We start from the raw sequence: 215 nt of genomic DNA on the forward strand, positions 1-215 counted from the left end.
GTCGACCGCGTCCGCGCGTTCGACGACGTCCCGCTCGGCCTCACCCTCACCGGACCGGCGTACCGCGATACGCCGATCGTTTACGTCAACCGGTGGTTCCGCGACTGGACCGGCTACGCGCTCGACGACCTCCGGGGCCGGAACCCCCGCCTGTTCCAGGCGGCGGACCCGGACGCCGATGTCCGCGCCGAGTTCCGCGACGCCCGCGCCGACTT

At 73.0% G+C, this 215-nt stretch carries 1 pseudogene; it reads left to right on the forward strand.

Annotation, left to right across the window (positions count from 1 at the left end):
* A pseudogene (locus EXE44_RS19850) lies at positions 1-215 on the forward strand (diguanylate cyclase); the annotation flags it as partial.

Origin of the sequence: Halorubrum sp. SS7 (genome assembly GCF_005435055.1) — an archaeon.
GTDB classification, from domain to species: Archaea; Halobacteriota; Halobacteria; order Halobacteriales; family Haloferacaceae; genus Halorubrum; species Halorubrum salinarum.